This is a genomic window from Pseudomonas sp. P4_C4 (assembly GCF_056402055.1).
The window spans coordinates 178,739-204,427 of record NZ_JBFUID010000001.1 but is presented as its reverse complement, the minus strand read 5'-3'; the positions used below and the strand labels follow the sequence as shown (position 1 = coordinate 204,427).

Annotated in this window: 26 protein-coding genes; 23 read left to right on the top strand and 3 right to left on the bottom strand. The window is 61.7% G+C overall.

What is annotated here, in order from left to right:
• Positions 1–27: 27 nt before the first annotated feature.
• On the top strand, positions 28–3,378 hold the full coding sequence (gene mscK, locus AC1DXW_RS00945; RefSeq protein ID WP_477752131.1) for a mechanosensitive channel MscK: 3,351 nt from the start codon (positions 28–30) through the stop codon (positions 3,376–3,378).
• Between the two features lie 48 nt (positions 3,379–3,426).
• A complete protein-coding gene (selO, locus tag AC1DXW_RS00940; RefSeq protein WP_477752132.1) occupies positions 3,427–4,890 on the top strand; it encodes a protein adenylyltransferase SelO in 1,464 nt (487 codons plus the stop codon).
• 6 nt (positions 4,891–4,896) lie between these two features.
• Here selO and AC1DXW_RS00935 read toward each other — a convergent pair whose 3' ends face one another.
• Entirely contained in the window at positions 4,897–5,298 is a 402-nt protein-coding gene (locus tag AC1DXW_RS00935; RefSeq protein ID WP_477752133.1) for a helix-turn-helix domain-containing protein, read from the bottom strand.
• The gene (locus AC1DXW_RS00930) at positions 5,295–5,591 is read right to left on the bottom strand and encodes a type II toxin-antitoxin system HigB family toxin (protein WP_108216275.1); all 297 of its coding nucleotides are present in this window, start codon (positions 5,589–5,591) and stop codon (positions 5,295–5,297) included. The genes AC1DXW_RS00935 and AC1DXW_RS00930 overlap by 4 nt, the downstream gene beginning before the upstream one ends.
• A 194-nt stretch (positions 5,592–5,785) precedes the next feature.
• Between AC1DXW_RS00930 and trxC the strand changes: the two genes are divergently transcribed.
• On the top strand, positions 5,786–6,220 hold the full coding sequence (gene trxC, locus AC1DXW_RS00925; RefSeq protein ID WP_477752134.1) for a thioredoxin TrxC: 435 nt from the start codon (positions 5,786–5,788) through the stop codon (positions 6,218–6,220).
• Positions 6,221–6,330: 110 nt separating this feature from the next.
• Here trxC and AC1DXW_RS00920 read toward each other — a convergent pair whose 3' ends face one another.
• Positions 6,331–7,101 carry a ParA family protein gene (locus tag AC1DXW_RS00920; protein WP_477752135.1) on the bottom strand — a complete coding sequence of 257 codons (771 nt, stop codon included), beginning with the start codon at positions 7,099–7,101 and terminating at the stop codon, positions 6,331–6,333.
• A gap of 357 nt (positions 7,102–7,458) precedes the next feature.
• On the opposite strand from AC1DXW_RS00920, the gene AC1DXW_RS00915 reads away from it, so the two are divergent.
• Genes AC1DXW_RS00915 through AC1DXW_RS00820 form a run of 20 tightly spaced genes read left to right on the top strand, consistent with a single transcriptional unit; the run spans position 7,459 to position 25,656 of the window.
• The gene (locus AC1DXW_RS00915) at positions 7,459–8,184 is read left to right on the top strand and encodes a beta-ketoacyl synthase chain length factor (protein ID WP_477752136.1); all 726 of its coding nucleotides are present in this window, start codon (positions 7,459–7,461) and stop codon (positions 8,182–8,184) included.
• Entirely contained in the window at positions 8,160–8,969 is an 810-nt protein-coding gene (locus tag AC1DXW_RS00910) for a lysophospholipid acyltransferase family protein (protein ID WP_477752137.1), read from the top strand. The genes AC1DXW_RS00915 and AC1DXW_RS00910 overlap by 25 nt, the downstream gene beginning before the upstream one ends.
• Positions 8,950–9,210, top strand: coding sequence for a phosphopantetheine-binding protein (locus tag AC1DXW_RS00905; protein ID WP_095943238.1), 261 nt, complete (start codon positions 8,950–8,952; stop codon positions 9,208–9,210). The genes AC1DXW_RS00910 and AC1DXW_RS00905 overlap by 20 nt, the downstream gene beginning before the upstream one ends.
• A 9-nt stretch (positions 9,211–9,219) precedes the next feature.
• Entirely contained in the window at positions 9,220–9,474 is a 255-nt protein-coding gene (locus AC1DXW_RS00900) for an acyl carrier protein (protein ID WP_007992314.1), read from the top strand.
• On the top strand, positions 9,471–10,016 hold the full coding sequence (locus AC1DXW_RS00895; RefSeq protein ID WP_477752138.1) for a COG4648 family protein: 546 nt from the start codon (positions 9,471–9,473) through the stop codon (positions 10,014–10,016). The genes AC1DXW_RS00900 and AC1DXW_RS00895 overlap by 4 nt, the downstream gene beginning before the upstream one ends.
• Entirely contained in the window at positions 10,013–11,692 is a 1,680-nt protein-coding gene (locus tag AC1DXW_RS00890; RefSeq protein WP_477759712.1) for an ApeI family dehydratase, read from the top strand. Before AC1DXW_RS00895 ends, AC1DXW_RS00890 begins: the two co-directional genes overlap by 4 nt.
• Positions 11,685–12,419, top strand: a complete 735-nt coding sequence (locus tag AC1DXW_RS00885; RefSeq protein ID WP_477752140.1) for a glycosyltransferase family 2 protein — start codon at positions 11,685–11,687, stop codon at positions 12,417–12,419. Before AC1DXW_RS00890 ends, AC1DXW_RS00885 begins: the two co-directional genes overlap by 8 nt.
• On the top strand, positions 12,416–13,357 hold the full coding sequence (locus AC1DXW_RS00880; RefSeq protein WP_477752141.1) for an LpxL/LpxP family acyltransferase: 942 nt from the start codon (positions 12,416–12,418) through the stop codon (positions 13,355–13,357). The genes AC1DXW_RS00885 and AC1DXW_RS00880 overlap by 4 nt, the downstream gene beginning before the upstream one ends.
• Complete coding sequence (locus AC1DXW_RS00875; RefSeq protein ID WP_477759711.1) at positions 13,338–14,882, top strand: HAL/PAL/TAL family ammonia-lyase; 1,545 nt, start codon at positions 13,338–13,340, stop codon at positions 14,880–14,882. Before AC1DXW_RS00880 ends, AC1DXW_RS00875 begins: the two co-directional genes overlap by 20 nt.
• The gene (locus AC1DXW_RS00870; protein WP_477752143.1) at positions 14,875–15,300 is read left to right on the top strand and encodes an acyl-CoA thioesterase; all 426 of its coding nucleotides are present in this window, start codon (positions 14,875–14,877) and stop codon (positions 15,298–15,300) included. The genes AC1DXW_RS00875 and AC1DXW_RS00870 overlap by 8 nt, the downstream gene beginning before the upstream one ends.
• Positions 15,297–16,001, top strand: a complete 705-nt coding sequence (locus AC1DXW_RS00865) for an outer membrane lipoprotein carrier protein LolA (protein WP_477752144.1) — start codon at positions 15,297–15,299, stop codon at positions 15,999–16,001. Before AC1DXW_RS00870 ends, AC1DXW_RS00865 begins: the two co-directional genes overlap by 4 nt.
• Complete coding sequence (locus AC1DXW_RS00860; protein ID WP_477752145.1) at positions 15,985–18,324, top strand: MMPL family transporter; 2,340 nt, start codon at positions 15,985–15,987, stop codon at positions 18,322–18,324. The genes AC1DXW_RS00865 and AC1DXW_RS00860 overlap by 17 nt, the downstream gene beginning before the upstream one ends.
• On the top strand, positions 18,324–19,481 hold the full coding sequence (locus AC1DXW_RS00855; protein ID WP_477752204.1) for a sodium:proton antiporter: 1,158 nt from the start codon (positions 18,324–18,326) through the stop codon (positions 19,479–19,481). The genes AC1DXW_RS00860 and AC1DXW_RS00855 overlap by 1 nt, the downstream gene beginning before the upstream one ends.
• On the top strand, positions 19,468–20,715 hold the full coding sequence (locus AC1DXW_RS00850) for an NAD(P)/FAD-dependent oxidoreductase (protein ID WP_477752146.1): 1,248 nt from the start codon (positions 19,468–19,470) through the stop codon (positions 20,713–20,715). Before AC1DXW_RS00855 ends, AC1DXW_RS00850 begins: the two co-directional genes overlap by 14 nt.
• Positions 20,712–21,437, top strand: coding sequence for a class I SAM-dependent methyltransferase (locus AC1DXW_RS00845; RefSeq protein ID WP_477752147.1), 726 nt, complete (start codon positions 20,712–20,714; stop codon positions 21,435–21,437). Before AC1DXW_RS00850 ends, AC1DXW_RS00845 begins: the two co-directional genes overlap by 4 nt.
• Positions 21,437–22,054: a hypothetical protein gene (locus AC1DXW_RS00840; RefSeq protein WP_477752148.1), complete on the top strand. Its 618-nt coding sequence runs from the start codon at positions 21,437–21,439 to the stop codon at positions 22,052–22,054. The genes AC1DXW_RS00845 and AC1DXW_RS00840 overlap by 1 nt, the downstream gene beginning before the upstream one ends.
• Positions 22,051–23,247: a beta-ketoacyl-[acyl-carrier-protein] synthase family protein gene (locus tag AC1DXW_RS00835; protein WP_477752149.1), complete on the top strand. Its 1,197-nt coding sequence runs from the start codon at positions 22,051–22,053 to the stop codon at positions 23,245–23,247. The genes AC1DXW_RS00840 and AC1DXW_RS00835 overlap by 4 nt, the downstream gene beginning before the upstream one ends.
• Positions 23,244–23,702 (top strand): hotdog family protein, encoded by a 459-nt coding sequence (locus AC1DXW_RS00830; protein ID WP_223447458.1) that lies wholly within the window; start codon positions 23,244–23,246, stop codon positions 23,700–23,702. The genes AC1DXW_RS00835 and AC1DXW_RS00830 overlap by 4 nt, the downstream gene beginning before the upstream one ends.
• Positions 23,702–24,430, top strand: a complete 729-nt coding sequence (gene fabG / locus AC1DXW_RS00825) for a 3-oxoacyl-ACP reductase FabG (RefSeq protein WP_095943253.1) — start codon at positions 23,702–23,704, stop codon at positions 24,428–24,430. The genes AC1DXW_RS00830 and fabG overlap by 1 nt, the downstream gene beginning before the upstream one ends.
• A complete protein-coding gene (locus AC1DXW_RS00820) occupies positions 24,430–25,656 on the top strand; it encodes a beta-ketoacyl-ACP synthase (protein ID WP_477752150.1) in 1,227 nt (408 codons plus the stop codon). Before fabG ends, AC1DXW_RS00820 begins: the two co-directional genes overlap by 1 nt.
• The last annotated feature ends 33 nt before the right edge of the window (positions 25,657–25,689 follow it).

The window sequence follows — 25,689 nt, the reverse complement described above, 5'->3', positions numbered from 1 at the left end:
CCACTATCACTTGCTTGACCGGTCTTTATGCCTAATCTGCGCTCCATCTTCGCCATCGCCCTGCTGGGTTTGAGTCTCTCTGTCAGTACTTTGCAAGCGGCCGAACCGCCTTCCAGCGAAGCCGTGCAGGCGAGCCTGGACAAGATCGCCGACCGCAAACTGCCGGAAGCCGATCAGAAGGCCCTGCAAACCGTCCTGCAAAGCACGCTGAACCAGCTCAACAACAAGCGTGACTACGAGCAGAAACTGACCGCGCTCAAGCAGCAATTGAACAATGCGCCCAAACAGACCGTCGAGAACCAGCGGGAACTGACCCGCCTCAAAGCCAGTAACGTGGTGCCGGTGGCGCAGCGATTCGCCAAAGAACCGATCCAGCAGCTTGAGCAAATGCTCACCGAGCGTTCCACCCAGCAAAGCGACCTGCAAAAAGCCCTGGCCGATGCCAACAGCCTGATCATCACCGCCCAGACCCGCCCCGAGCGCGCCCAGGCGGAGATCTCCAGCAGCCAGACGCGCATTCAGCAGATCAATACCATCCTCAAGAACGGCAAGGACGGCGGCAAGGCCTTGAGCGCCGAGCAGCGCGACCAGCTCAATGCCGAGCTTGCAGCGCTGAACGCCCTGATCCCGCTACGGCGCCAGGAACTGGCCGGCAATACCCAATTGCAGGACCTCGGCAACAGCCAGCACGACCTGTTGTCGGAGCGATCCGACCGCCTGGATCGGGAAATCCAGGAACTGCAAACCCTGATCAACCAGAAGCGTCTGGCGTTGTCCCAGGAAACGGTCACCCAGCAATCCATCGAAGCGCAGAAGGCCGGCGGCAGCAGCCTGCTGGCCACCGAAAGCGCGACCAACCTGAAACTTTCGGACTACCTGCTCAAAAGCACCGACCGTCTCAACGAAGTCACCCAGCAAAACCTGCAGACCAAGCAACAGCTGGACAGCCTGACCCAGAGCGACTCGGCCCTGGACGAGCAAATCAACGTGCTCAAAGGCAGCCTGCTGCTCTCGAAGATTCTCTACAAACAGAAACAGGCGTTGCCGCGCCTGCGGCTCGACCGCAACCTGGCCGATCAGATCGCCGACATTCGCCTGTACCAATTCGAAGTCAGCCAGCAACGGGAGTTGCTGAGCAATCCGACCACCTATGTCGAAAACCTGCTGTCGACCCAGCCGCCCGAGCAAGTCACGCCACAACTGCGCAAAAGCCTGATGGAGCTGGCCACCACCCGCACCGACCTGCTGGAACGCCTCAATCGCGAACTGAGCGCGGTGCTCAATGAATCCATCACCCTGCAACTGAACCAGAAACAACTGCTCAGCACGGCGCAAAGCCTGCGGGCGACGCTCGATGAGCAAATGTTCTGGATTCCCAGCAACAAGCCGCTGGAGCTGGAGTGGATCAGCAGTGTGCCGGATCGCCTCCAGCGGCAACTCGATTCACTACCGGTTCTTTCAAGCCTGAGCGAACTGACCGACGGCCTGACCCAGCGCCCGCTGCTGTTCCTGCCGCTGGCCCTGCTGATCGGCGCACTGCTGTGGCGGCGCAAGAATCTGTACGCGCGACTGAACAAGGTTCACCAGGACATCGGTCACTTCAAACGCGATAGCCAGTGGCACACGCCGCAGGCGATTCTGATCAATATTCTGCTGGCGATGCCGGTTTCCCTGGGCCTCGCCTTGTGCGGGCTGGCCCTGCGAATCGACGCCCGTGGGCAGAACGCCAATATGGGCGCGGCGCTGCTGCAAATGGCCGGGGCCTGGCTGGTGTTCTACACCGCCTACCGGATCCTCGCACCGGGTGGTGTGGCAGAACTGCATTTCCGCTGGGAAAAACCCCAGGTGGAATTCCTGCGCAGATGGGTCCGCCGCCTCGGCATAGTGGTGATGGCACTGGTGACCGTAGTCGCCGTTGCCGAACAGCAACCGGCGGCGCTGGCCGATGACGTGATCGGCATGCCGGTGGTGCTCATCTGCTACGCCTTGATGACCTTGCTGCTCAGCCGCTTGCTCATCAGCAGCCCGACCCACGAGAACGCCTCGCTGTTCCGCAAACTGGTGGGGATCCTGTTCACCGCCCTACCCGTCGCGTTGTTCGTGGCCGTGTGCTTCGGCTACTACTACACCGCGCTCAAGCTCAGCGACCGCTTGATCAACACCCTGTACCTGCTGATGTTCTGGCTGGTGATCGAAGCCACTTTCGTGCGCGGCCTCAGCGTGGCGGCCAGGCGTCTGGCCTACCAGCGCGCCCGGGCCAAACGACTGGCCGCCAAGGAGGCCGGCGATGGCGAAGCCGTGATCGAAGAACCGACGATGGACATCGAGAAGGTCAACGAACAGTCCCTGCGCCTGATCCGCCTGGCGTTGCTCGGTGGCTTCATGGCGGCACTGTATTGGGTCTGGGCCGACCTGATCACGGTGTTCTCGTACCTGGACAATGTCACGCTCTACGAATACACCAGCGGCACCGGCGCTAATATGAGCATGGTGCCGATCAGCATCGGCGACATGCTCGGCGCGCTGATCATCATCGGTATCACCTTCGCCCTGGCGCGCAACCTGCCCGGTCTGCTGGAAGTGTTCGTGCTGTCGAAACTCAACCTGGCCCAGGGCAGCGCCTACGCGACCACCACATTGCTGTCCTACGTGATCGCCGGCGTCGGTTTCGTCTCGACGCTGTCGACCCTCGGCGTAAGCTGGGACAAGTTGCAATGGCTGGTGGCGGCACTGTCGGTCGGTCTCGGTTTCGGCATGCAGGAGATCTTCGCCAACTTCATTTCCGGCATCATGATCCTGTTCGAACGCCCGGTGCGGATCGGTGACACCATCACCATCGGCAACCTGTCGGGGACCGTAAGCAAGATCCGCATCCGTGCTACGACCATCACCGACTTCGACCGCAAGGACATCATTGTCCCGAACAAGACGTTCATTACCGGGCAACTGATCAACTGGTCGCTGACCGACACCATCACCCGGGTGACCCTCAAGCTCGGTGTCGACTACGGCTCGGACCTGGACCTGGTGAAAGAGCTGTTGCTCAAGGCCGCGCGCGATAACCCGCGCGTCCTGAAAGACCCGGAGCCACACGTGTACTTCCTGAATTTCGGCGAAAGCACCCTCGACCACGAGTTGCGCATGCACGTGCGCGACCTCGGCGACCGCAACCCGGTACTCGACGAGGTCAACCGCTTCATCAACCGCGAGTTCAAGAAGCAGCACATCAACATCTCGTTCCGGCAGATGGAGGTCTACCTCAAGAACCTCCACGGCCAGGAATACAAGATGGTGCCGATCGAGCCGGAAGCGAAGACCATCGTGCCGTTGGTCGACGGCAAGGCATCGAAAGAGCCGCCCGCCGCCGAACTCGACTAACCGGCCTTTCCCCAGCAGAATGCTCGGACATTCTGCTGGAGCCGGCCCTTGAAAGCCCTCGACGAACTCACTTTCGATAATCGCTTCGACCGCCTGGGCGATGCGTTTTCCGCCCATGTGCTGCCCGAGCCCATCGATAATCCGCGCCTGGTCGTGGCCAGCCCCGCCTCCATGGCGCTGCTGGACCTTGACCCGGCCGAGGCCGAAACCCCGGAGTTCGCCGAACTGTTCAGCGGCCATAAGCTCTGGGCCGACGCGATCCCGAGGGCGATGGTCTATTCCGGGCATCAGTTCGGTTCCTACAACCCGCAACTGGGCGACGGTCGCGGCCTGTTGCTCGGCGAGGTGTACAACGAGGCCGGCGAACATTGGGACCTGCACCTCAAGGGCGCCGGCCAGACGCCATTTTCACGCATGGGCGATGGCAGGGCGGTACTGCGTTCGTCGATCCGCGAATTCCTCGCTTCCGAAGCCCTGAACGCCCTGAACATCCCGACCACCCGCGCCTTGTGCGTAATCGGCTCCGATACCCCGGTGTGGCGCGAAAAGCAGGAGCGCGCGGCCATGGTCCTGCGCCTGGCGCCGAGCCATGTGCGCTTCGGGCACTTCGAATATTTCTACTACACCAAGCGCCCGGAGCAGCAGAAAGAGCTCGGTGATCACGTGCTGGCCATGCACTTCCCGGAGTGCCTGGAACAACCAGAGCCGTACCTGGCGATGTTCCGCGAAGTGGTCGAGCGCAATGCCGAACTGATCGCCAAATGGCAGGCCTATGGCTTCTGCCACGGGGTGATGAACACCGACAACATGTCGATCCTCGGGATTACTTTCGACTTCGGCCCGTTCGCCTTCCTCGACGACTTCGACGCCAACTTCATCTGCAATCACTCCGACGACCAGGGCCGCTACTCCTTCAGCAACCAGGTGCCGATAGGCCAGTGGAACCTCAGCGCGTTGGCCCAGGCCCTGACGCCGTTCATCAGCGTCGAAGCCCTGCGCGAAACCCTCGGCCTGTACCTGCCGCTGTTCCAGGCCCATTACCTGGACCTGATGCGCCGCCGCCTCGGCCTGACCACTGCTGAAGACGACGACCAGAAGTTGCTGGAGGGCCTGCTGCAACTGATGCAAAACAGCGGCGTCGACTACAGCCTGTTTTTCCGTCGCCTGGGTGATGAAGCACCGCAACAGGCCATCACCCGCTTGCGTGACGACTTCGTCGACCTCAAGGGCTTTGATGCCTGGGGCGAACTCTACGTCGCCCGGGTGGCCCGTGAAGGCACGCTTGATCAACATCAGCGCAGCCAGCGGATGCACGCGGTCAACCCGCTGTACATCCTGCGCAACTACCTGGCGCAAAAGGCCATCGAGGCGGCGCAGAACGGCGACTACTCGGAAGTCCGCCGACTGCACGCGGTGCTGAGCAATCCGTTCGTGGAACAACCGGGGATGGAAAGTTATGCCGAGCGACCACCGGAGTGGGGCAAGCATCTGGAGATCAGTTGTTCGTCGTGATGCGGGTCAGATAAAGACCTCTGCCGACACACCAAAGCGCTCGGCCAGCCAGCGGATCTGTCGCAGGTTGAGCTGGCGCTTGCCACTCAGGATCTCGGAAACCACAGACTGAGGGCCGATGCCAGGCAGGTCACTCTGACTCAGGCCGTGTTCACGCATCAAGTAGCCAAGAACCTCGACCCCGCCAGGCTTCGGCATCGGGTGATGCTTATGGTCCCACTCCTCAATCCAGTCACCGATGATATCCACCAGACTCATCAGCGGGTGGGACTCATCATCGCCGGTCATCTCGAGCAACTCGTCCAGCGCATGCGCCAGCAGGTCATAGTCATCTTCGCTTTTCGGCTTTCGAAGCAGCGGTGAGACGAATTCCCAGTGCTCGGCAGCTCTTTTGATCAGGACACTCATGCTCTTTCCTCCTTCCATTTGCCGCGGTCATATTCGCGGTGATCCAGCACATGCTTGATATAAAGCTTTTGCGATCGATATCTGACAAAAGCTATCAGCCGCAACTTGTTACCACCGATATCGAAAACATGAAACTCACCTACCTTGTCGACAGCAGGGAATGTGGCTCTCATCGCTGCAAAATCCGGCGGTTTGCTTCCTTTGGCTAATTGATACCAATGATCCAGCGCGTTGGCTGCCATTGGCCATTTGGCCTTGGCTTCACGTACTCTTTTTTCGGTGAGAACATGCATGCAACATCCTTATCGCACTTTGCTATGGGGAGTTAATCACAGATCAAAAATATCGCAAGTTGCGATAATCCTTGGCAGACCAGCGGTGTGGCTTAGCACGACTCAGCCTAGTTTTATCGCCTGTCGCTGCACGATTGAAAATATGAGCAAACGTCTCCAACTAGGTGTTATCAGCTTCCCATTGGATCTTGCTCATGACCGACCCACTCCTCATCCCCTGCCCTCACTGCAACGGCCTCAACCGCATTCCCGCCGAGCGCCTCAATGACCACCCGAAATGCGGGCGCTGCAAGGCCGAAGTCCTGCTGAGCAAACCGTTCGAATTGAAGCAAGGCGACTACGCCAGCCAGATCAAGGGCGATCTGCCGCTGCTGGTGGACGTGTGGGCGGACTGGTGCGGGCCGTGCAAGTCGTTTGCGCCGGTGTTCGAGCAGGCAGCCGGGCAACTGGAGGGCAAGTGTCGGCTGGCCAAACTGGACAGCGAGGCGAACCAGCAGTTGTCGGCGCAATTGGGGATTCGCTCGATTCCGAGCCTGATCCTGTTCAAGAACGGCCGGGAAGTCGCCCGGCAGAGCGGGGCTTTCCCGTTACCGCAACTGATGGGCTGGTTGCGTAGCCAGGGGATCTGAAGCACCACAGACCCTGTGGGAGCGAGCTTGCTCGCGATGAGGGCTTCATATTCAACATCTCTGTTGACTGATAAACCGCTATCGCGAGCAAGCTCGCTCCCACAGGTTTTTCAGGCGTTTTCCAGCAAGTTGTGCAGCTCAACGAATTGCTGGGTCAGCTTGTGCCGCGGGTCGAGATGGATCAGCGGCGTGTTGGCCTGGTGGGATTCGCGCATGCGTACCGAGCTGGCCAGGTACACCGGCAACACCGGCAGGCCTTCGGCGATCAGTTCGTCGAGGATTTGCTGGGGCAGGCTGGCGCGGGCCTGGAACTGGTTGACGACGATGCCTTCGACTTCCAGGCCTTCGTTATGGTCGTCCTTCAACTCTTCGATTTCGGCCATCAGGCCGTACAGTGCCTGGCGTGAAAAACTGTCGCAATCGAAGGGAATCAACACACGATCGGCGGCAATCAACGCTGAAACCGCATAGAAATTCAGCGCGGGCGGAGTATCGAGGTAAATCCGGTCGTAGTCTTCGCCCAGTTCTTCAAGCAACTTACGCAGCTTGTTGATCTTGTGCTTGGCCTCAAGCTTTGGCTGCAAGTCCGCCAGCTCGGCGGTGGCGGTAATGACATGGAGGTTATCGAACGGGGTTTCGTAGATGTCGACCTGATTCTTTTTGGAGAACGGCCCGGAAGACAGCGTCTGCTTGAAGAAGTCGGCGATGCCCATCGGGATATCGTTACCGGTGAGCCCCGTCAGGTATTGAGTGGAGTTGGCCTGGGCATCGAGATCCACCAACAAGGTGCGAAAACCCTCGCTGGCACTGACCGCCGCCAGATTACAGGCAATACTGGATTTGCCAACGCCACCTTTCTGATTGAACACCACGCGCCGCATGTCAAAACCTCCGTGTACCAAAGAATGACCGAGTGTAGTGGTCCACCGCGTTGCTTCGCTACCTTGTCGGCACAGGGACTACACAGTCAGTTGCCTTCTCTTGCTTGAAAAGCCCTGAACGGCTCGGTGATTCGACGCCAGAACCGACAGACGGAGCAAAAAACCTTGTGAATAATTACCAATCGTTCAATTTTTTCGAGTCAGCCGCTTCATCTTATTGAGCAAAATGTAACCAGCATTTGCTACACGTTCCCGGCACCGGGATAATGCGCGCCACTCGGCGCCAAACGCCACGCAGGGTAAGTCTCGGCCCTCGGCCACTCCCCCGCGTCAAGTAAGCCCGTGAGGGTGGGATGAATGTCTGTGATCAACTTCAACATCGCCCAATGGCGCGCCTGGGCCCCAGGGCTTGAAAGCGTGAGCGATTGGCAGGCCTGGAGCCGACAACCGGCCGTGCTGCCGGACAGCGATGCCGCTCCCGACGTTTCTTTTCTGCCGGCCATGCAGCGCCGCCGGCTCAGCCGCCTGGCGCGGATGGCCTTCAGCGTCGGCTGGCCATTGGCCGAAGGTCGGCAGGATCTGCCATTGGTCTTTGTTTCCCGTCACGGCGAAACGCCCCGCACCGTCGACATTCTCAGTGATCTGGCCGCCGATCAGCCGCTGTCGCCGACCCGGTTCAGCTTGTCTGTGCATAACGCGATTATTGGCTTGTGGTCGATCATGCGCGGTGAAACCAGTGAAATGACGGCCCTGGCCGCCGCAGGTGATGGCCTGGAACACGGCATGCTGGAAGCTGCCGCGCTGCTGGCTGAAGGCGCTCGCGCGGTACTGCTGGTGGTCACCGAAGAGCAGCCGCCCGAGGCTTACTCAACCTGGATCGACGACGTGCCGTTCCCTTATGCCGTCGGCCTGCTGATCACCCCCGGTACCGACTGGCAGTTGTCCCTGAACAGCCCCTCGGATGTGTTGTCCAAATCCCGCTGGCCACACGCGCTGAATCTGTTGCGTATGCTGCTCGGCCAGCAAACCACCTGCCAACATGCCTGGAAAAATCGTGTATGGACCTGGCAACGCAACCCGTGACCGAGAAAAACCGCGACGCCTATTACTGGCGTTTGCTGGCCACCGCCGCGAGCTTTGCCCTGTTCGGGCTGGGCGGGCTGTGCCTGCGCCTGGTGATTTTCCCTGTGCTGAACTGCCTGCCGGGCGACGCCCGGACCCATCGGCTGCGGGCCCGGCAAACGGTCAGCCGCTGTTTCTGGATTTTCGTGCGTTTCATGGCCCGCACCGGCGTACTGACCTACACCATTGAAGGCGCGGAAAAACTCGGTCGCCCCGGGCAAATGATCATTGCCAATCACCCGTCGCTGATCGACGTGGTGTTTCTGATCGGCCTGGTGCGTCACGCCAACTGCGTGGTCAAGCAAAGCCTCTGGGAAAACCCTTTCACCCGCGGACCGCTGCGCTGCACCGAATACATCAGCAACGACGGCAGCATGGACATGCTCGACGCCGCTGCCGACGCGCTGAAAGACGGCCAGACCCTGATCATTTTCCCGGAAGGTACGCGCACCCAACCCGGCCAGGCGCCGGCCTTTCATCGGGGCGCCGCGGCAATCGCCCTGCGGGGTGCGAAAATCCTCACCCCGGTCATTATCAAGGTCAACCCGACCACATTGACCAAGGCCGAGCCCTGGTATCGCATCCCCAAGCGGCGCGTGCACTTCAGTTTCCGGGTCGGTGCCGATATAGATCCACAGACTTTCGCCACGCAGGGGCCGGCTCCGCAAGCCTCGCGCAAGCTCAACGATTATCTACATTCTTACTTTATTAAGGAGCTCGCCGAAGATGAGCGATCTGCACCGTGATATCAAAATGCTTATCATCGACGCCCTTGGCCTGGAAGACATCAGCGCCGAAGACATCGGCAACGAACAGACGCTGTTCGGCGAAGGCCTGGGCCTGGACTCGGTGGACGCACTGGAACTGGGCCTGGCCATCCAGAAAAAGTACGGCATCAAGATCGACGCCGATGCCAAGGACACACGTAATCACTTCAGTAACGTGGCGAGCCTTGCGGCGTTCGTCACCGCAAAACAGGCAGCTTGAGACCGGACCATGCAAACTCGTGACGACATTTTCAACACCCTGCGCGATGCCCTGGTCGAGCTTTTCGAACTGGACCCTGAGCGTGTGAGCCTGGAATCCAACCTGTATCAGGACCTGGAAATCGACAGCATCGATGCGGTCGACCTGATTGATCACATCAAACGTCAGACCGGCAAGAAAATCGCCGCCGAAGAATTCAAATCGGTGCGTACCGTCAGTGACGTGGTCGAGGCGGTCTACCGTCTGGTTCAACCGGCCGCATGAATCGACTGATTGGCCTCGGCCTGCTGCTGGCAGGCCTTTTGTATCCCTTTGCGGTGTATTTCGGCATGGAGCATTTCGCCCCGTGGCAGTTCGGTCTGCTGCTGGGCGGACTGTGGCTGGCCCGGGCACTGACCGGCAAACGTCGGCCTGGCAGCCTGTGGATGGCCACGGTGGCCATTGTGTTCTGCCTGTTGCTGGCACTGTTCGACAGCCCGGCGCTGTTGCGTTGGTATCCGGTGTTGATCAGCGCCTTCATGTTGGCGCTGTTCGGATCGAGCCTGACATTCGGCCCACCGATCGTTGAACGCCTGGCCCGGGTACGCGAGCCGCAATTGCCGGCCGAGGGCATTCGCTATACCCGTCAGGTAACCATCGCCTGGAGCGTTTTTTTTCTCTGCAACGGTGTGTGCGCCGCCGCCCTGACCCTCTGGGCGCCGCTGAGCTGGTGGACGCTGTACACCGGCCTGATTTCCTACGGATTGATAGGCCTGATGTTTGCCATTGAATGGCTGATAAGACTAAGGGTACGAGGCCGCCCATGAATTGGATAAAACTTGAGCACCTGCTGCTCAAGGCTCCGCCGGAGCGCGCCGTAGCGACCGCTCCGGCACTGGATCACGCCCAACTGTGCGAACAGGCGCTGCGCCTGGCCGCCGGCCTGCAAGCCCGGGGTGTCCGGCAGATGGCCGTGCACCTCGAGGATGCCGCCGATCTGGCGATCGCGTTGCTTGGCGCCTGGCGTGCCGGGGTCAGTGTGTTGCTGCCGTCTGACCTGCAACCGCAGACTCGCCAACGTTGGTCAGATGATGTCGATCTGTGGCTGACCGATCAGCCCGGCGATGCGCACCTTGGTGATTTCCAACAGCCGCCGCTCAGTGCCGCCGCGCTGGATCTCGATCAATGCAAACTCAGCCTGTGCACGTCGGGCTCCAGTGGCGAACCCAAGCGCATCGAAAAAAAACTGCGCCAACTGGCCAATGAAGTCGAAGCCCTGGAACAGCTGTGGGGCGCCGACCTGGGCCCGGCGTGCATCATTGGCAGCGTCGCCACCCAGCACATCTACGGTCTGCTGTTTCGGGTGCTGTGGCCGCTGTGCGCCGGGCGCCCGTTCGTACGTCGGCAGCTGGCCTTTCCGGAAGACCTGCAACGCGCCAGCCGCGAGTACCCGGCCTTCGCCTGGGTGGCCAGCCCGGCGTTGCTCAAGCGCATGGGCGACAACCTCGACTGGCCTGCCTTGAGCTCAGTGCGCCGGGTTTTTTCCTCCGGCGGTGCATTGCCGGTCGAGGCCGCACAGAGCCTTCACGAACGTCTGGGGCAATGGCCAACGGAAATTTTCGGCAGTTCGGAAACCGGCGGAATCGCCTGGCGTCAGGGCGCTGAACTCTGGCGGYCCTTTGCCGAAGTCACGCTGACTCAAGACAGTGATGGCGCGCTGTTGATCGCTTCGCCCTACTTGCCTGGCGGTCATGTCGAACAGACTGCCGATTCAGCACGCATCGCCGTCGATGGGCGCTTCGAATTGCTTGGGCGACTTGACCGGATCGTCAAGCTGGAAGAAAAACGCATCTCGCTGCCGACGCTGGAACAGGCTCTGACAGCCCATGAATGGGTCGTCGAAGCGCGGCTCGGTGTCATTCAGGAAAACCGTGCCTCCCTGGGAGCGTTGCTGGTGCTGAGCGATGCCGGTTTGCATGTGCTGCGCAATCAGGGTCGACGCAGTCTCACCGAGCAACTGCGCCAGCACCTGAGCCAACACTGCGAAGCCCTGGCCTTGCCAAGGCGCTGGCGTCTGCTGCGGCATCTGCCGCTGAACACTCAGGGCAAACTGCCCCAGGCCGACGTCAATGCCTTGCTGTTGGCACCGCGCCCCAAAGCGCCTGAGGTGCTGGAGCAAGTCGAAAGCCATGGCGAGTGGAGCCTGCAACTGGCCGTGCCACCGGACCTGGCCTATTTCAGCGGTCATTTCCCCACGGCGCCGGTATTGCCTGGCGTGGTGCAGGTGGACTGGGCGCTGAGTCTGGGCCAGCAACTGATGAACCTGCCGAAAAAATTCGCCGGCATGGAAGTCTTGAAGTTCCAGCAACTGGTGCGCCCGGGCGATGAGATCCAGCTGCACCTGCGCTTTGACCCGGTACGCGGCAAACTGTACTTCGCCTATCGCAACGAAACCGCCACTTGCTCAAGCGGGCGGATCTTGCTGGAGGTGGCGCATGCATAGCCCCTGCGCCATCATCCCGGTGTACAACCACGAAGACGCAATCACCACGGTGGTCGATGCCCTGATCGCCAGCCATCTGCCGTGCATTCTGGTGGACGATGCCAGCAGCCCGCGCTGCGCCCGGGTGCTGGATCGCCTGGCCCAGCGTGAAATGGTTTACCTGATCCGCCTCGCCGAAAACCAGGGCAAGGGTGGCGCGGTCATGACCGGCTTGCGCGAAGCTTCGCGCCTGGGTTTCAGCCATGCCTTGCAGGTGGATGCCGATGGTCAGCACGACTTGCAGGACGTCAAACGCTTCATCGAACAATCACGCCGCTACCCACAGGCGGTGATTTGCGGTTATCCGCTATATGACGCCAGCGTGCCGAAAGGCCGTTTATATGCGCGCTACCTGACCCACGTCATGGTCTGGATCAACACCCTGTCGTTGCAGATTCGCGACTCCATGTGCGGTTTCCGGGTCTACCCATTGCCACCGGTTCTGGCGTTGATCGAGTCAGCGAAAATCGGCAAGCGCATGGACTTCGACTCGGACATCCTGGTGCGCCTGGCTTGGCGCAATCTGCCGATGCAATGGCTGCAAACCAAAGTCCATTACCCGCTGGACGGCGTTTCGCATTTTCGGATGTTCCACGACAACGTGCTGATTTCCAGCATGCACACGCGGCTGTTCTTTGGCATGTTGCTGCGGGCGCCAGTGATCCTCTGGCGACGGTGGCGGGCATGAGCGCAGACAAACAACACTGGGCCGACCGCGAAGAACGAGGCAGTTTCTGGCTGATGAAGCTCACCGCCTTCGGCGCCAAAGTGCTGGGCCGTCGGGTACTGAGCCCCGTGTTGTACGGCATCGTCTTGTATTTTTTCCTGTTCGGTCGCAGCGCACGCAAAAGTGCCTGGCAATATCAACAACGCCTGGCCGACTGGAGCGGACGCAGCGAGCTACGCCCGAGCCATTGGCGGGTATTCGGCCAGTTCATGGCTTTCGCCGACTCCATGCTCGACAAACTCGACGTCTGGAACGGCAAGCTGAGCATCGAACAAATCGAAATCATCGACCCGGCGCTGCTGCGTGACCAGTTGCGCGGTGCCCGCGGGCAGATGCTGGTGGGCGCGCACCTGGGCAATCTGGAAGTCTGCCGCGCACTGGCGGAAATCGGCGAGAAGGTCACGATGAACGTGCTGGTGCACACCAAGCACGCCGAACAGTTCAACCGTTTGCTGGGCGAAGCCGGGGCGACCAATTTGCGCCTGATCCAGGTCAGCGAGCTCGACCCCGGGATCATGCTGCAACTGAGCGAGCGCCTGGAGCGTGGCGAGTGGCTGGCGATTGCCGGCGACCGCGTGCCGCTGCATGGCGGACGCAGCGTGACCGTGGACTTCCTCGGTCATCCGGCCAGGTTCCCCCAGGGCTCGTGGCTGCTGGCCGGTTTGCTGAAATGCCCGGTCAACCTGCTGCTGTGCCTGAAAAAGCCCGACGGCGATTATCGACTGAGCATTGAGCCGTTCGCTGAGGCAATCACCTGGAAACGCAGCGACCGCGAACAGGTCATTCATCAGTGGGCCTCCCGCTACGCCGAACGCTTGGGTCACTATTGCCTCGAAGCGCCCCAACAATGGTTCAACTTTTACCCTTTCTGGAAGACCGATGACGACGCCAACGCTTGAGCCGGTAACCTTCGGCGAACGCCCTTTGCGCATTGAAGATGTGCTGGCACTGGCCAACCGCAAGGTGCCGACGCAGTTGCAAAGCGATCCCGCCTACCGCGAGCGCATCGCCAAGGGCGCGCGTTTTCTGGACTCTCTGCTGGACAAGGAAGGCGTGATCTACGGCGTGACCACCGGTTACGGCGATTCCTGCGTGGTCGCGGTGCCACTGCATCACGTCGAGGCGCTGCCCCGTCATCTGTACACCTTCCACGGCTGCGGCCTGGGCAAACTGCTCGACGCCCAGGCCACTCGCGCGGTACTGGCGGCGCGTTTGCAGTCGTTGTGCCACGGTGTGTCCGGGGTGCGCGTGGAGTTGCTGGAGCGCCTGCAGGCGTTCCTTGAACACGACATCCTGCCGCTGATTCCGGAAGAAGGTTCGGTGGGCGCCAGTGGTGATCTGACGCCGCTTTCGTACGTTGCCGCCACGCTGTCCGGCGAACGCGAAGTGATGTTCCGCGGCGAGCGCCGGCAGGCCGCCGATGTCCACCGCGAACTCGGCTGGCAACCACTGGTGTTGCGTCCGAAAGAAGCCCTGGCGTTGATGAACGGTACCGCGGTGATGACCGGTCTGGCCTGCCTGGCGTACGCCCGCGCCGATTACCTGCTGCAACTGGCCACGCGCATCACCGCGCTGAACGTGGTCGCCCTGCAGGGTAACCCGGAGCACTTCGACGAGCGCCTGTTCGCCGCCAAGCCACACCCGGGGCAGATGCAAGTCGCCGCGTGGTTGCGCAAGGATCTGGCCATCGACGCGCCGACCGCCCCCTTGCATCGCCTGCAAGACCGTTATTCCCTGCGCTGCGCACCCCATGTGCTGGGCGTGCTGGCCGACAGCCTGAACTGGCTGCGTTCGTTCATCGAGATCGAGCTCAACAGCGCCAACGACAACCCGATCATCGACGCTGAGGCTGAGCGTGTGCTGCACGGTGGGCACTTCTACGGCGGCCACATCGCGTTCGCCATGGACAGCCTGAAAAACCTCGTGGCCAACGTCGCCGACCTGCTGGACCGGCAACTCGCGCTGCTGGTGGACGAGCGCTATAACCATGGCTTGCCGAGCAACCTGTCCGGCGCCACGGCTGACCGCGCCATGCTCAACCATGGTTTCAAGGCGGTGCAGATCGGCACCAGTGCCTGGACCGCCGAAGCGCTGAAAAACACCATGCCGGCCAGTGTCTTTTCGCGCTCCACCGAATGCCACAACCAGGACAAAGTGAGCATGGGCACCATTGCCGCCAGGGATGCGATCCGCGTGCTGGAGCTCACTGAACAGGTGGCGGCCGCCACGCTGCTGGCGGCCAATCAGGGTGTCTGGCTGCGCGGTCAGGCTGAAGATGCACGACCACTGCCACCCGCATTGGCCGCCATGCATGAAGCCTTGGCCAAGGACTTCCCACCGGTCATCGAAGACCGCGCGCTGGAAGGCGAATTGCGCCTGTGCCTGCTACGCATCGCCGAACAACACTGGAGGCTGCATGCGTAGCAAGGGATTTCTCTACACCGACACGGAAATCGTCGTACCGTTCTTTGACGTCGACAGCATGCACGTGGTCTGGCACGGCCATTACGTCAAATACCTGGAAGTCGCCCGCTGTGCGCTGCTGGACAAGATCGGCCACAACTACACGGCGATGAACGAGTCAGGCTACGCGTGGCCGGTGATCGACCTGCAATTGCGCTACGTGCGCGGTGCGGTGTTCGGCCAGACACTCAACGTGCGCGCCAACCTTGTGGAGTGGGAGAACCGCTTGAAGATCAACTACCTGATCAGCGACCTGCAAACCGGCGAACGTTTGACCCGGGCCATGTCGGTACAAGTCGCCGTCGACCTCGCCAGCCGCGAGATGCAACTGGCCTCGCCGACAGTGTTCACCGACGCCGTAGAGAGAGCTCTGCGATGATTTTCTACCCCTCCCGCTTCCCTGTAGGAGCGAGCTTGCTCGCGATGGTCGTTAACGATGACGCCGGGCACCTGACAGTCCGCGGCGCCCTCAGGTTTTTCGCGAGCAAGCTCGCTCCTACAGTGTTCTGCGTGCTACTGGGCATTCCTGGACTAGCCCATGCCTTCGACCTGCAACAACTCAGCGATCAACTGGCCAGGCCCGAGGTGATCCACGGCAGTTTCACCCAGGAAAAACACCTGCGCGCCCTGCCCCAGCCGCTGGTCAGCAAGGGCACGTTCGTCCTGGCAAAAAACCACGGCTTGTTGTGGTTGCTGAAAACGCCACTGCAACAGGACTATCGCATCACCGCCAAAGGCATTGCCCGGCGTGACGGCATTGTTTGGCAAATGCTGCCGGGCAAAAGCGCCGGTGCCGAGCAGAACCGTTTGTTCCTGGCCGTGCTGCAAGGTGACAGCAGCGGCCTGCAACGGGATTTCGAATTGTCCCTGAGCGGCGACGCACAGAACTGGAAGCTCACGCTGTTGCCGCGCTCAATGCTGCTCAAGCAGGTGTTCAACCAGATCAACATAACCGGCGCGGAACTGGTGCACAGCATCGAACTGCTCGAAACCCAGGGCGACAGCACGTTGTTGCGCATGCAGGACAGCACCGGCACCCAACCCTTGAGCGATGCGGAGCAACATGACTTTGCCGAGTGAACGGTGGTTGCCACGGCTGTTTCTGCTCCTGCTGCTGGCCGTACTGGCGCTCGCCGGTTGGCAATGGCGTGACGGCGCGCCACTGTCGGCCAACCTGATGGAACTGGTACCCGGCACGGCGCCCGATGCTCTGGAACTGCGCGCCGAACAACGCATGCAGGAACCGCTGAACCGCGAAATGCTGGTGCTGGTCGGCCACACCGATCGCCAGCAGGCCGTCGCCATGGCGCAGACCCTCGGCGAGCAATGGCAGGCCAGCGGACTGTTCGAAAAGGTCCAGTGGACCCTGCAAGCCGACTTGCCGGCGCTGCGCACGCAGTTGCTGCAAGGTCGCCTGGCGATGCTCCAGGCGGCGGACCGACAACTGCTGATCGAGCACCCCGGCACCTTTATCCAGCAACGGGTGCAGGCCTTGTTCGACCCGTTCAACGGTTACAGCCTGGTGCCGAGCCAGGACGACTGGCTGGGCCTGACCGGGCGCATCCAGAACAGCCAGCCGCAACGCGGTTCGGTGCAACTGGACATCGGCAGCGGCGCCCTGGTCGCCGATGCCGATGGCAAGAGCTGGGTATTGCTGCGCGCGCGCACCACCGGCAACGCCTTCGACATGAACCTGCCGCTGCAAGTGGCCGACTTGCTCGAGCACAGTCGCGAAGAAGCCGCCCGGCACGACGTGCAACTGCTCGCCGCTAGCGGCTTGTTGTACGCAGCCAACGGGCAACAGCAGGCTGCCCGGGAGATGACCTGGGTCGGGGGCGGTGCCACCGTCGGGATTTTGCTGTTGCTGTTGTTGGCCTTCCGGCGCTGGCGCGTCTTGCTGGCGTTCGTGCCGGTAGTGGTGGGCATGCTCTTCGGTGCGGTGGCCTGCGTGGCGTTGTTCGGCCATATGCACGTGATGACGCTGGTGCTGGGCTCGAGCCTGATCGGTGTCGCGGTCGATTATCCGCTGCATTACCTGTCCAAGAGTTGGAGCCTGAAACCCTGGCACAGCTGGCCTGCCCTGCGCATGACCTTGCCCGGATTGACCCTGAGCCTGATCACCAGCGGTATCGGCTATCTGGCCCTGGCCTGGACCCCCTTCCCGGCGCTGACCCAGATTGCCGCGTTCTCTGCCGCCGGTTTGCTCGGCGCCTATCTGTCCGCGGTGTGCCTGCTGCCGGCATTGCTCAAGGGCGTAGACCTGCGCCCGGCGCAGTGGCCATTGCGTGTTTGCGAGCTGTTGCTGGACTGTCGTGAAGCGCTGCTCAAACAGGCGAAAACACCCGTCTTGCTGGCGCTGCTGATCGCCTTTTGCGTGGGCGGACTGTTACAGCTCGGCAGCAAAAACGACATCCGCCAGTGGATCAGCGCGCCGCAACAATTGACCGACGAAGCCCAGACCATTGCCCGGATCACCGGCTATCAACCCACCAGCCAGTTCTTCCTGATACGCGCCGCCAATCAGCAGCAGTTGCTCGAACGCCAAACCGCCCTGAGAGAGCGACTGGATCAATTGATTGGCCTGGAAAAGCTCCAGGGCTATCTGTCGCTCAATCAACTGGTCAGCCCGCCGAACGAACAGCAACAGGTGCGCGCAGCATTGAGCAAACTGCCGTCGTTCTGGCAACCGTTGCTCGACATCGGCATACCGGCTGAGGCGCTGCAAGCCGAGCTAACGAAGTTACAGGCATTGCCTGTCGAGGACATCGACGCCGCGCTGGCCGGCCCGTTGGCAGAACCCTACCGGGCCCTGTGGCTGGGGCCGACCGATGATGGCGTGGCGGCGATGGTCAGCCTGCAAGGCATCAACAACCCCGCCTTGCTGCGGCTCCAGGGTGAGGATTTACCCGGCGTGACACTGGTGGATCGACTGGGTGAATTGAACAATGTGTTCGCGGCCACCCAAATCAGTGCCGCGGAACTGAAACTCGCCTCCTGCGTGCTGATCGTGCTGGTGCTGATCCTGCCCTTCGGCCTCGGCGGCGCGTTGCGCATCGTGTCCCTGCCACTGCTGGCAGCGCTGTGCAGCCTGGCCAGCCTCGGCTGGCTGGGGCAGCCGTTGACCCTGTTCAGTCTGTTCGGCCTGCTGCTGGTGACGGCGATCAGTGTCGATTACGCGATCCTGATGCGCGAACAGGTCGGCGGCGCGGCCGTGAGCCTGCTGGGCACCCTGCTGGCGGCGTTGACCACCTGGCTGTCCTTCGGTTTGCTGGCGGTGTCGAGCACCCCGGCGGTGAGTAACTTCGGACTGTCGGTGAGCCTCGGCCTGATCTTCAGCTTCCTGCTCGCGCCGTGGGCCGGTCAACAGGTGCATGAGCCCACGGCCGTGGAGCGGGCAGCGTGATGGTCGTGCTGTTCTGGGCGATGGCGCTGGCGTTGTTCGCGGTGGCGACCCGTGTCGGCCGGCATTTCGGCCTGATTCCCATCGTCAGCCAGTTGTTGCTGGCGACCCTCGGCTTGCCACTGTTGATGTATTTCTGGATCGAGCCCCAATGGCAATTGAGCGGTGCGCTGCTGGTGTCGCCGGGCTGGCTGAAGAACCTCTACAGCCTGAGCTTTGCCCTGTTGCTGGGCTACATCCTCAGCGATGTGATCGACCTGCAACTGGATCGCCAGAGCCTGAAAATCGCCCTGCCCAGCTTTTGCCTTCCGTTTGCCTGCGGCCTGGCCACGGCGGTCTGGTTGTTGCCGGCGCAACCGTGGATCAGTTCGCTGGCCGTCGGCCTGTTGTTCGCCATCACCGCGATTCCGGTGTTGTACCTGTACCTGCGGCACATCGATTACCCACCCGCCGCCACCCGGCGACTGGTGCAAACCGCGATCCTCATCGACCTCGCCTGCTGGACCCTGTTCGGCATCGCCCAAGGCAGCCTGCACCTGAGCAGCCTGTTGCTGCCGCTGGCCGGCGCGTGCCTGCCGGTGCTGCTGCGGTTGCTCGGCTTGCGCCAGACATGGCTTTACAGCCTGAGCTTTTTCGCCCTGCTGGTCTTCGCCGAACACTTCAAGCTCAATGCGCTGATTTTCGGCATCGGCTATGTGTTGATCATGGCCGCACTGAAAGCGCCGCTGGTGCTGCCGTTGCCGGCCTTGTGGATGATCCGGTTGCAGACGTACATCGCCATCCCGCTGATCCTCACGTTCGGCATCGTGCAGATCAACGTGCACAGCGCGATCGACAGCCTCGGCTGGGGGCAACTGCTGGCCCTGCTGCTGTTGCCGATGCTGAGCAAACTGCTGGGTAACTGGCTCGGCCTCGGCTGGGCCGGAGCCTCGTTCCAGGGCGCCAGCCGTTGGCGGGAAAGTGTGCTGCTGAACATCCGCGGCTTGAGTGAGATCGTCTTTCTCAACCTGCTGCTGCAACAGCAACTCATCAGCCCGCCGCTGTACTTTGCCCTGATGCTGATGGGCCTGATCGCTACACTGCTGCCTGCCCTGACCGGCATGCACCGAATCCCCCTGAAAGCCGCTGTCCCGGCAAGGAGCCCCCATGCCAACCGTTGAAATGGAATGTCGCCAGGTCGTGGTCATCGGCGCCGGCCCTTCCGGTGCCATCGCCGCCGCGTTGCTCAAGCGCAAGGGCCACGATGTGCTGGTGATCGAGCGTCAGCATTTCCCACGGTTCTCCATCGGTGAAAGCCTGTTGGCCCATTGCCTGGATTTCGTCGAAGAAGCGGGCATGCTCGACGCCGTCAACGCGGCCGGTTTCCAGGTGAAAACCGGTGCCGCGTTTGCCTGGGGCGAGCGCTACAGCGCATTCGACTTCGGCGAGACGTTCAGCCACGGCAAATCGACGACGTATCAGGTCCAGCGCGCCGATTTCGATAAGCTGCTGGCCGATCAGGCCGCGCTGCAAGGCGTGGAGATTCGCTATGGCGAAACCATCGTCAGCGTCAACAATGCCCCGGAAAAACCGCAGCTCGGCGTGCGCCGCGAAGACGGTAGCGAATACCGCATCGAGGCTGATTTCCTGCTCGATGCCAGTGGTTACGGCCGCGTGCTGCCGCGCTTGCTCGACCTCGAGGCACCGTCGAATTTCCCGGTGCGTCAGGCCGTGTTCACTCACGTCGAAGACCGTATCGACCTCCCGGCCTTCGACCGCAGCAAGATCCTGGTGACCACTCATCCGTCCCAGCGCGACGTGTGGTTCTGGACCATCCCGTTCAGCAATGGGCGCTGCTCGGTCGGCGTGGTCGCCGCCGAGGAACGTTTCGCCGGCCGCAGCGACAATCTGGACGAGTGTCTGCGCGGCTTTATCGCCGAGACGCCAAGCCTGGCCAGTGTGTTGCAAAATGCGCAGTGGGACACCGAGGCCCGGACCATCGGCGGTTACTCGGCCAACGTCAAAACCCTGCACGGCCCGGGTTTCGCGCTGCTGGGAAATGCCGCGGAATTCCTCGACCCGGTGTTTTCCTCCGGCGTGACTATTGCCATGCGTTCGGCAAGCATGGCCGCCGGGGTGTTGCACCGTCAGTTGCAAGGCGAAGCCGTCGACTGGCAAACCGAGTTCGCCGAACCGCTCAAGCGCGGCGTCGACACGTTCCGTTGCTATGTCGAAGGCTGGTACGCCGGGACTTTCCAGGATGTGATCTTCCATGAGGGCAGTTCGCCTGAAATCCGCGGGATGATCAGCTCCATTCTTGCCGGGTACGCCTGGGACCGACGCAACCCGTTCGTCAGCGAAGCCAGGCGCCGGTTGAAGGTGATATCGGAGTTCTGTGCGATGGATGCGTCATGAACTACTTGAGCGACCACTACGTCGAAGAAACCCGTTTCGGTTTGTGGTTCCTGCGCAGCCGGATCTGGCAACACTATGTGCTGCGGTTGGCGATCGACGATTTGCGCAACCTGTTCAGCGAAGCGCTACCGGTTAGCCCGGTGTTGCTGGATGCCGGTTGCGGCCAGGGCAAGTCATTCCCGCTACTGCACCAGGCCTTTGCGCCCGGTCGTCTGATTGGCGTCGATGCTGATCCCCAGAGCCTGGACCAGAGCCGCGCAGAAGCGGCCCGCCAGGGCATGGCAGTGGAGTTGATCGGCAGTGACTGCGCCAGCCTCAACCTGCCGGACGCCTGTATCGACCTGCTGTTCTGTCACCAGACCTTCCATCATCTGGTGGAGCAGGAACAGGCACTGGCCGAGTTCTATCGCGTGCTCAAACCCGGCGGTTATTTGCTGTTCGCCGAATCCACCGAGGCTTACATTGATACCTGGGTGATCCGCTGGTTGTTCCGCCACCCCATGCATGTGCAGAAAAGCGCCCCGCAGTATCTGCAAATGATTCGCCAGCAGGGTTTCGAATTTACCGAGAAAAACGTGTCTTATCCGTACCTGTGGTGGAGTCGCGCCAAGGATTTCGGCCTGCTCGAACTATTGGGTGTGTGCAAGCCAAAGCCCTTTGGCCAACGGGAAGAAACCCTGGTCAATGTGGTGGCGCGCAAACCTTTTGAAGGAACTGTGTGATGTTCATTGCCAGCCGCTTGAAACACCAAACCTGTGGGAGCGGGCTTGCTCGCGATAGCGGTGGGTCAGCCAACGGATATGCCGGATTTGCCGCCGCCATCGCGAGCAAGCTCGCTCCCACAGGGGTAACCAGCATTCTGCGATTTCTGTTGGTCGCCGTGGTTGTGTTGCTGAGCGCCTGCGCCGGCCGGGCGCCGCTGCCCGAAAAAAATCCGGATCTGCCGTTGCCGCTGCAACTGCACATCCAGCTCTTACAGCCCGACGATCGCCAGGACTGGATACTGGTGATCCAGCGTGAAGAGGCGGGTATTCGCTGGTCGATGATGGACCTGCTGGGCATTCCCCAGGCCCGCCAGAAATTGGTCGATAAAACCTGGGAGTCCGATGGTTTCTTGCCACCCAATCCGCGAGCCCGCGAGCTGTTCGCGGCGCTGCTGTTTGCGCTGACGCCGAAAGACGAACTGGCGGCCAACTATCCCGACGCCTGGCAGCACGGCAGACAACGGTCCCTGCCCGAGCGCTGGGACATTCGCTACGCACAACCGCAGAATTTTGAATTGAAGTTTCCAAGTGGTCCGACCTATCAAGTCACGCCCCTGACGGGTGAAACGCCATGACGGCTTACCTCAATGCCCTCGGATTGGTCTGCGCGCTGGGCCGCGACAAGCAGGAAGTGGCCAACAAGCTCTTTGCCGGCGACTGCGGCGGCATGCGCGAACAGACCGGGTGGGTGCCTGAACGCACGCTGCCGGTCGGCGCGGTCCAGGGCAAACTGGCAAGCATTCCAACCGACATGTCACGCCATCACAGTCGCAACAATCAGTTGTTGCTGGAAGCCACGCTGCAAATCCGCGCGGACATCGACAGCGCGATCCAGACCTACGGCCGCGACCGCATCGGCGTCGTGCTGGGCACCAGCACCTCGGGCATCGACGAGGCCAGCCAGGGCCTGGCGCATTACCTGCGCGAAAAGCAGTTCCCTGCCGAGTACGACTATCAGCAACAGGAACTCGGGGCACCGGCGAACTTCCTCGCCGAGTGGCTGCAATTGAGCGGGCCGGCCTATGTCATTTCCACGGCCTGCACTTCCAGCGCCCGAGCCTTGATGAGCGCCCAGCGCCTGTTGGACCTGGGCATTTGCGACGCGGTGCTGTGTGGCGGTGTCGACACCTTGTGCAAACTGACCCTCAACGGTTTCTCGGCGCTGGAAGCGGTCTCGGAACAACGCTGCAATCCGTTTTCGGTGAACCGCAATGGCATCAACATTGGCGAAGCGGCGGTGCTGTTCCTGATGACCAAGCGTGCAGGCGACAGCCAACCGATTGCCCTGCTCGGCAGCGGCGCCAGTTCCGATGCGCATCACATATCCGCCCCAGAGCCGAGCGGGCGTGGCGCCCTGCAAGCCATGCGCAAAGCCTTGGGCCGCGCCAACCTGCAACCGGAGCAGATCGCTTATCTGAACCTGCACGGCACCGCCACCCAGCACAACGACGCCATGGAAAGCCAGGCCGTGGCGACACTGTTCCCGGCCGGCGTGCCCTGTTCGTCGAGCAAGCCCATGACCGGCCACACCCTCGGTGCAGCCGGCGCGCTGGAAGCGGCGTTCTGCTGGTTGAGCCTTTGCGCAATCAATCGCGAGCATGCCCTGCCGCCCCATGTCTGGGACGGGCAGCCCGACCCCGAACTGCCGCCGCTGCAATGGGTGACCTCGGCTACGCGCCTGACGTCCATTGCACCCCGCTACCTGATGAGCAATTCCTTTGCCTTCGGTGGCAACAACGTCAGCCTGATTATCGGAGACGCCCCATGATTGACTGGCCGCTCGCCGAACTGCTGCCCCACGCTGGCGACATGATCCTTATCGATCGGATCCTGGCGTTCGATGAAGAGCAGATTCACACGCGCCTGACCGTCAAGCCCGATGGCCTGTTCAACCTCCCCGACGGCAGCCTGCCGGCCTGGGTCGGCATCGAACTGATGGCCCAGAGCGTGGCCGCCTTCGCCGGTTGCCATGCGCGCCAGCGTGGCGATGCGGTGGAATTGGGCTTCCTGCTCGGCAGCCGAAAGTTCGAATGCAACGTCGAAAGTTTTCCGGCCGGCACCGAGTTGACCATCCACGGGATTCGCTCCCTGGAAGACGATAACGGCATGGGCGTGTTCGAGTGCCACATCAACGCCCCCGGCATTCACGTCACCGCTCGTCTGAATGTGTTCCGCCCTCCCCAGGCCGCTCAATATCTCCATGAACCCGAAGGAGTCCAGTGATGACTGAATCCGTACTGGTCACCGGTTCCAGCCGTGGCATCGGCCGCGCCATCGCCTTGCGCCTGGCCCAGGCCGGGCACGACATCGTGTTGCATTGCCGCAGCGGCCTGGCGGACGCAGAAGCCGTCAAGGCCGAAGTCGAGGCCTTGGGCCGTCGTGCGCGCATCCTGCAGTTCGACGTCTCCGACCGCGCCCGCTGCAAAGAAATTCTCGAAGCCGACGTGGAAACCCACGGCGCCTATTACGGCGTGGTGCTCAATGCCGGCCTGACCCGCGACGGAGCCTTTCCGGCCCTCAGCGAGGAGGATTGGGATGTGGTGATGCGCACCAATCTCGACGGTTTCTACAACGTGCTGCACCCGGTGATGATGCCGATGATCCGTCGTCGCGCCGCCGGACGGATTGTCTGCATCACCTCGGTGTCGGGGCTGATCGGCAACCGTGGCCAGGTCAACTACAGTGCCTCCAAGGCCGGTTTGATCGGCGCGGCCAAGGCATTGGCGATCGAGTTGGGCAAGCGCAAAATCACCGTTAACTGTGTCGCACCCGGCCTGATCGACACAGCCATGCTCGACGAAAACGTGCCGGTGGAAGAACTGATGAAAATGATCCCCGCACAACGCATGGGCACCCCTGAAGAGGTGGCCGGCGCGGTGAATTTCCTGATGTCGGCGGAAGCCTCGTACATCACCCGGCAGGTTCTGGCCGTCAACGGAGGCCTGTGCTGATGAAGCGCGTCGTCGTCACCGGCATGGCCGGCATTACCTCACTGGGCAGCGACTGGGAGACCATCGCCGGCAACTTCGCGGCCAACCGCAGCGGCATCCGCCGGATGGACGAGTGGGATCGTTTTACCGAGCTCAACACGCGCCTGGCTGGCCCCATCGATGACTTCAAGGTGCCGAGCCACTGGACCCGCAAGCAACTGCGCAGCATGGGCCGGGTTTCGCGGCTTGCTGTGGGTGCGTCGGAACTGGCACTGGCCGACGCCGGCCTGTTGGGCGACGAGTCGATCAAGGACGGGCGCATGGGCGTCGCCTGCGGCTCCTCCACCGGCAGCACCGACGAGATCAAGGCGTTCGGCAACATGCTGCTCAACTCAGTGGCCGAGGGCCTGAACGCCAACTCCTACGTGCGCATGATGCCGCACACCACGGCAGCCAATATCAGCATCTTCTTCGGCCTCACCGGCCGCCTGATCCCGACGTCCAGCGCCTGCACCAGCGGCAGCCAAGGCATCGGCTATGCCTACGAGGCGATCAAGTTCGGGCGCCTGCCACTGATGCTCGCCGGCGGTGCCGAGGAACTGTGCCCGACCGAAGCCATGGTCTTCGACGCGCTTTACGCCACCAGCCTGAAAAACGACACCCCACAACGCAGCCCGCGCCCTTACGACTCCGCACGCGATGGCCTGGTGATCGGCGAAGGCGGCGGCATGCTGGTGCTCGAAGAACTGGAACACGCCCTGGCCCGCGGCGCCCACATCCATGCCGAGATCGTCGGTTTCGGCAGCAACGCCGACGGCCAGCACACCACCCGTCCCGAACAAATCACCATGCGCCGGGCCATGGAACTGGCCCTGGAAGACGCCGGGCTGAAACCTTCGGACATCGGCTACGTCAACGGCCACGGCACCGCCACCGAACAGGGCGACATCGCCGAAACCCTGGCCACCAGCAGCCTGTTCGGCGAACACATGCCGATCAGCTCGCAGAAAAGCTTCCTCGGCCACACCCTCGGCGCCTGCGGTGCGTTGGAGTCCTGGTTCAGCATCGAAATGATGAACCGCGACCTGTACGCCCACACCTTCAACCTCGACGAAGTCGACCCGCACTGCGGCAAGCTCGACTACCTGCGCGGCGAGTTTCGGCAGATGAGCAATCGGTATGTGATGAATAACAACTTTGCGTTTGGCGGGGTGAATACTTCGCTGATTTTCAAGCGCTGGCCGTAACAAGGCAATTTGAAGAATTACCGGTAAGCAATG